Origin of the sequence: Methylobacterium bullatum, assembly GCF_014845095.1 — a bacterium.
GTDB lineage: Bacteria > Pseudomonadota > Alphaproteobacteria > Rhizobiales > Beijerinckiaceae > Methylobacterium > Methylobacterium bullatum.
The window spans coordinates 1-6,311 of the sequence record NZ_NKUG01000032.1 but is presented as its reverse complement, the minus strand read 5'-3'; the positions used below and the strand labels follow the sequence as shown (position 1 = coordinate 6,311).

Genomic DNA, 6,311 nt, shown 5'->3' with positions numbered 1-6,311 from the left:
CTAGAGCGCTCTCCGCCGAAGTGGATGCCGGTTCGGCGAAAAAAGAGCGCGGCACAACAAAGGCCGAGAGATGTGCCCCGACCCAACGTGGTCGGGCGCAGCTCTAGCGCAATCCCACGAAGGACGAGGGCAAGGGCTCGTAGCCGGTCCCGAGCAGCCGCTTAACCTTATCCGTCTGCATGTCGCCGATCATCGCCAACAGGTCGTCGCCTCCGTATCGCACTGACAGGAAGGCGCGATCCAACGTGTAGAAGGCAAAGCGATCGTCAGTGCGTAGCCAGCAGAAGGACTCGCCGTTCTCGCTCGTGGCGAAGAAAACCAACTCATTGTAGCGGGCGGCGACGCCTACGCTCTCCTCATCGTAGGGCTCCAGGCAATCCAGGTCGCCGAGCCGGCCGCCGTCAGCGATCCAGTGGGCGACGAAGTCGTCGAGCACGTCGGTCAGGCCGCGGCCCCGATCTTCGAACGTGCCAGAGGGGCAGCTGAACGGCATGAAGATCAGCAACAGGTCATTGGTCCGGCCGGTGCCGTAGGTCTCGGCGAAGGTGCGATAAGACGGCGGCAAGTCGCCGATGGCCGTCTCCAGGGCCGCAAGTTCGTCCTGCGTAGCCGCTCGGGTGATCTGGATCGAAGCGAACAGTCGCTGGGTCACGTCGCGGGGCTCGCCATTGGAGCAGGACGTTAAATCCGTGGAAGCGGCGTGGCCAGCCCTGACCCGAACGTCGGCTTACTACACCGAGCCGAAGTTGCCGCAAGGCCGACGAATGGCGGCTTTCGGGAAGCGCTGGCAGCGATCTTGGCGGCCGGCATGGATCGCGAGCGCACCCAGCGCCCGGGTTCCATCCGTCAGATTTCGACCGATAGGGACGTACCGGATCATCCGGCCTCGTCCGTAATAGTTCTCCCAAAACAGTCGTCCGCATCATCGACAGGGTATTTATCAGTACAATTGTCGATATGCAGAAAGTCTGCTCTCTAATCCCCCTCGACGATCAGTCGCTATCTCGCCTCGTGTTGAGTGCGGCGCTGTTCCAGAGTTTGATTGTCTGGGGGATATCATGCCTGTCGTTCATTATAGTCCCGGATCCGTATTCAATCCGGATCATTACAGCTTTGTATACATTTATGAGCCAATATACGACTCGAACAAGTCGTCTTACACGTATATCGCGAATTGGACGCCCGTCAAAAACGATGCTTTCAACGGAAGTTTTACGAACAACCATACCGGTATGAGGTACGATCACAAATTCTATTATTGGGAATTGAGCTATCTCATCGACTTTTCCGACAACAAAGGCTCTGTTTTCCTGCAGGGGCACGTGTTCGACGACATCCTTCGCGGCGGGTCCGGTGCGGACACGCTTCTCGGCCTGGACGGCAATGACGTTCTCGAAGGAGGCAGGGGCCAGAATCGCCTGGACGGTGGGGGCGGCAACGACACCCTGCGCAGCACCGGCGAGGCGGATACGCTCCTGGGCGGGAACGGCAACGATCGTCTCGTCCTTCACCGCGCCGGAGCGGCCGTCGATGGCGGCGCGGGCAAGGACAAGCTGTTCCTGCAGGGAGCGGACGCGTTCAGCTTCACCGACGACACGTTCAAGAGCATCGAGGCCGTCCATGTGGGGGCGGGGTCGTCCCTGGATCTGTCGGAGGTCACAGAGGGCGTGGCCATCGTCCTGTCGACGACGGGAAGCGCACCCCGCACCCTCTACGCGACCCAGGGCGCCGACCACGTCACCGGCGGCAACGGCCTGTCGACCATCAGGGGGCAGGACGGCGACGACGTCATCGAACTGGCCGGCGGAATGGCGTCCGTCTTCGGCGATGGCGGCGACGACACGATACGCCTCGGTTCCGGCGGACGCTATGCGAGCGGGGGAATCGGCAACGATCGCATCACCGGTGGTGCCCAAAGCAACTTTCTTCAGGGAGACGCGGGCGACGACTGGCTCAGTCTGGGGACGGGGTACGGTAGCATTTCCGGGGGAGCCGGCAACGACGTCATCATCGGCAGCAGCCGCTACCCGAGCGATCTCAGCGGCGAGGCCGGCAACGACCGCATCGTCGCGCGGTCCGGCGATGCCGAAATCCGTGGCGGTGACGGCTCGGACAAACTCTTCGGCGGAGGGGGGCGAGACACCTTCACCTTCGCCGGTGACTTTGGGCGGGACGAGATCTTCAGGTTCGCTGTCGCCCAGGATTATCTCGACGTATCGGCGCTCGCGTCGAAGATCGAAGACCTGACCTTGACCTCGGTCCACAGAGGCGCGGACACGCAGATCACCGTCGTGGGCGACCCCGACCCGACGCATAAAATCATCCTGCACGACGTGACGAAGGCGGAGTTGATCGATGCCGGGCACTTCCTGTTCGGGTGAGCCGGCGGCCGGAGATCGGGCTCCGACGTCCCCGGCATCGGCCTGATCGACCCGGAAAGGCGCGGCGCGGATCACCCCGGGCCGCGCCATGGGCCGTCAGCCCTGCGCGAGCGTTCCATCCGACTCCGAATCATCGATGCCGAGCAGAGGGGTGCCGAACCCCTTCCCCGGGGGCATGGAGCGAGGGCAATCGACGGGCCTCGCTCCGCTCATGGCTGGGATGCGGAACTTTCCCCCCTGTCTCCGGCTTTTTCCCGTCATGGGGCGTGCGCTGGACGCCGCCCGCGATCGGAATTCAAACGGAGTTATGACGTCATGGCAAAGAGCTTGAGCGGACGCACGCGCGTCGACGGGGATCGCCTCAACACCCCGACCGATCTTGCCCCCGAGGCGACGAAGAAGATCGCCGAGGGCCTGACGGTCCTGCTGTCGGACCTCTTCGCGCTGTATGTGAAGACGAAGAACTTCCACTGGCACGTGAGCGGCCCGAACTTTCGCGATTACCACCTGATGCTCGACGAGCAGTCGCAGCAGATCTTCGGCATCATCGACGATGTCGGCGAGCGTGCCCGCAAGATCGGCGGCACCACCCTGCGGTCGCTGGGTCAGGCCTCCAGGCTGTCCCGCGTCGAGGACAACGACGCGGAGTATGTCGGCCCCCTCGAAATGCTGGCCGAGCTGCGCGACGACAACAAGACCCTCACCGCCAACATGCGCGAGCTGCACGAGGTGACGGACGAGGCCAAGGACGTCTCCACCACAAGCCTGCTTGAGGAGTGGATCGACCAGGCCGAGGAGCGCACCTGGTTCCTCTACGAGGCGACCCGCAACGCCACCCAGGGCGGTCACTAACCTCGACCGGCCGAACGCAGCACCCATGAAAAAGGCCCCGCATCCTCGGATGCGGGGCCTTTTTCGTCTCTGCCTCCGGCCGGGCCGGAGGCCAAGTCTCACGAGGCGAGGGTGATCTCGCCTTCGCGGACGGCGCGCTCGCCGCCGCCGGACTTGATCCGGTAGAACGGCTCGCCGGTTTGGTCCTCGGGAACGAGGCGGACGATCTCGAACACGTCGGCGGGATCGGCCTTGACGTCGGCATAGCCGATGCGGGCGCGGCGCACACGCTGCCCGAGCTTGAACTTATGGGCCATGGGAGTGCCTTTCTGTAGTCGACGCGAAAGGGGCTCCGCGTCCCCGGACGGGTGTTCGTGGTCGCGCGTCGCCTTGCCGAAAGCCTGTGGCCTTGCGAAAAAAGGACGAGATGGGCGGCAGCTCCGTCCGGCGATGCCACCCTGCGCCCGAACCCTCACGGAGGACCGAGCCAACCCATTCGACGTGACGGGCCGATCACTGACGAGCGGCCCCGACGTCGAACCCAGTGGATGCCCGTCCCGAACCTATGGGTCGGGACGGCTCTCCGGGATTTCGTTTCGCGGCACCGGTCTCGGGGAAGCGGGATACGCCCCTCACTCAAGACCGATGCGGCACCGGTCCGCCCTACTTGCGGGCCTTGGCCTTACGGGCGGCGTAGCGCGCGTCGCGCTGCTGCTTCTGCTCGATGCGCGCGGCGGCGGCGAGGGCGATCTTCTCCTCGGCGACGCGAGCCGCTTCGATGGCCTGACGCTCACGCTCGGCCTCGGCTTCGGCGACGGCCTGCGCGGCGGCGGCAGCGCGCTCGGCTTCGCGGGCGGCGACGCGGATTTCGCGCTCGCGGGCGATGGCCTCACGCTCGGCCTTGCGGGCGACCACCGTCGGATCGTCGGCGGCCGGGCGGTCGCGGAAACGCGCCAGCGCGGCCTGACGGGCTTCCTGCGAAGCCTTGAGACGGTCGGTCATGGAGTTTTCGTTGAATTGGCTCACACAGAATCCTGGTTTGGAATGCGGCGGGGCAAGGCCGCATAGGAAAAAGACGTCATCGAAAACGCAGGAAGCCGCTCTTCAATGAAGAGCGGCTCCGTAACCATTGTCGGATTCTCAGGGAACCCGGCATGGCTCATGCGGCACGTGGCTCAGGCGGCCTGGAGGCTGCCGGCGGACTGCTTGCCGCTACGCTTGTCGGTTTCCATTTCGTAGGAGACCTTCTGGCCTTCGGCGAGACCGCGCATACCGGCGCGCTCGACGGCGGAGATGTGCACGAACACGTCGTTGCCGCCGTTATCCGGCTGGATGAAGCCGAAGCCCTTTTGCTCGTTGAACCACTTAACAGTACCGACAGCCATCATAATCCTTCGCCCTTGCGGGCATCATAGTTCGGAGGTCCGGACGAAGATGTCAGGCCTTCTCCGTTGTCTCGATTCGCACCCGACTCTCGTTCAGCAAAAGCCGTTTGGCTTCAGCAAATGAAAATCTGATCACGCTTCGATCACCGTCATGTACTCCCAATGGCGGGATTTAGCAAATGCCATGAAAAACTTGGGCTTTGTTTCTGGTCGGGCGGAGGAAAATTTGCAGGGTATCCGGCCAATACGAGCGCCGATGTCGCTCGGGCGACAGGCCCCGTTCCCCGGCTTCATTCGGCGCGGCGTGAGGCCAGCGGCAGGTCGAGCTGGGCGCTCTCGGTATCGCGCCCGCTGCGGCGGTCGAGAAAGCCCAGCACCGGCGAGACGCTGACCCCGTGCAGGACGATGGAGAGGAGGATCGTCAACCCCGCCGTGCTCCACAACAGGCCCGCCCCCTCGAACCGCGCATGCCCGAGGGCGAAGGCGAGATAGTAGATCGTGCCGAGCCCCCTGATCCCGAAGACGCTGATCACCGCCCGCTCGGCGAAGGGCTGGTCGTGCCCGACGAGGCTGACCCAGCCGCAGAGCGGGCGCACCACGAAGATGACGAGACACGCGAAGGCGGCCCCCGCCCAGGTGAGGTCGCGCAGGAGCCCGCCGCCGAGGGCGAGGCCGAAGCCGACGAGGAGGATCATCATCGCCAACCGCTCGAACGCCTCCGCAGACCCGTGGAGGGCGTGATGGTAATCGTGGCCCTGGTCGGACCAGCGCATGGCCAGGGCCGCCACGAAGACGCCGATGAAGCCATAGCCATGCACCGCCTCCACGGCGGCATAGGTGAGGCAGGTGATGCCGAGAGCCACGAAGCCGTCGCCGGTGCGCGACAGGCGGGCGCGGTTCGGCAGGTGGAAGGTCAGCCAGCCGAAGCCCCGCCCGATGGCGGCGCCCAGGGCCACCCCCGCCAGGATCTTCCAGACCAGCGAGAGGCCGACCCATTCGGTCCACCCGGCGGCATTCAGGCCGGAGGAGGCGGCGAACGCGATGGCGAGGTTGACGAAGGGAAAGGCGAGCCCGTCGTTCAGCCCGGCCTCGGAGGTGAGGCCGAAGCGCATCTCGTCTTCCTCCCCCTCCGACGGCGGGCCGACCTGGACGTCGGAGGCGAGGACCGGGTCGGTGGGCGCCAGGGCGGCGGCGATGAGCAGGGACGCGGCGATGCCGAGGCCGAGGAGATGCGAGGCCAGGAATCCGAGGGCGAGGATCGTCAGGGGCATGGCGATGGCGAGGAGGCGCCACGTCACCATCCAGCTTTTCCAGCCGACCCGGCGGTCGAGCTTCAGCCCGGCCCCCATCAGCGAGATGATGACGACGAACTCGCTGACCTTCTCGATGAGGCGCAGGTGATGCTCCGGCCGGGGGGAGAACTCGCCGATCCCCGGGATCAGCGACAGGCCGGCCCCGATCGCGACGCAGCAGATCGGCAGTGACAGCGGCAATTGCCGAAGCACCATCGGCAGCCAGGCGGTGAGGAGCACCAGGGCTCCAAAGCCGCCGAGCGTGATGACATACGTGTCCATGGTACCCGATTCGTTCCTGTGCGCCCTCCGCCGGAATCGCCACGACCCACACGCAAGACCGATTTTTCAAGTTGTCCGTTTCCGGAAGGGAGCGCGGCCCCACCCTCCTCCCCCTTGTGGGGAGGAGTTGGAGGTGGGGG

The 6,311-nt window shown here is 65.0% G+C and carries 7 protein-coding genes; 2 read left to right on the top strand and 5 right to left on the bottom strand.

Annotated elements, in window-relative coordinates; all coding sequences use genetic code 11:
• Positions 1-103: 103 nt before the first annotated feature.
• A complete protein-coding gene (locus MBTS_RS04235) occupies positions 104-652 on the bottom strand; it encodes an SMI1/KNR4 family protein (protein ID WP_056147068.1) in 549 nt (182 codons plus the stop codon).
• A 580-nt stretch (positions 653-1,232) separates the two neighbouring features.
• On the opposite strand from MBTS_RS04235, the gene MBTS_RS04230 reads away from it, so the two are divergent.
• Positions 1,233-2,381: a calcium-binding protein gene (locus MBTS_RS04230; RefSeq protein ID WP_192215153.1), complete on the top strand. Its 1,149-nt coding sequence runs from the start codon at positions 1,233-1,235 to the stop codon at positions 2,379-2,381.
• Between the two features lie 315 nt (positions 2,382-2,696).
• Positions 2,697-3,233, top strand: a complete 537-nt coding sequence (locus tag MBTS_RS04225) for a Dps family protein (protein WP_192215152.1) — start codon at positions 2,697-2,699, stop codon at positions 3,231-3,233.
• Positions 3,234-3,331: 98 nt separating this feature from the next.
• On the opposite strand, the gene MBTS_RS04220 is transcribed toward MBTS_RS04225, so the two are convergent.
• From MBTS_RS04220 to MBTS_RS04205, 4 genes are all read right to left on the bottom strand, one after another.
• Positions 3,332-3,529, bottom strand: a complete 198-nt coding sequence (locus MBTS_RS04220; protein WP_018046073.1) for a hypothetical protein — start codon at positions 3,527-3,529, stop codon at positions 3,332-3,334.
• Positions 3,530-3,875: 346 nt separating this feature from the next.
• Positions 3,876-4,238 carry a DUF6481 family protein gene (locus MBTS_RS04215; RefSeq protein ID WP_026176334.1) on the bottom strand — a complete coding sequence of 121 codons (363 nt, stop codon included), beginning with the start codon at positions 4,236-4,238 and terminating at the stop codon, positions 3,876-3,878.
• Positions 4,239-4,387: 149 nt separating this feature from the next.
• On the bottom strand, positions 4,388-4,597 hold the full coding sequence (locus tag MBTS_RS04210) for a cold-shock protein (protein ID WP_026176335.1): 210 nt from the start codon (positions 4,595-4,597) through the stop codon (positions 4,388-4,390).
• 290 nt (positions 4,598-4,887) lie between these two features.
• Positions 4,888-6,171 carry a cation:proton antiporter gene (locus MBTS_RS04205; protein WP_056160654.1) on the bottom strand — a complete coding sequence of 428 codons (1,284 nt, stop codon included), beginning with the start codon at positions 6,169-6,171 and terminating at the stop codon, positions 4,888-4,890.
• Positions 6,172-6,311: the final 140 nt, after the last annotated feature.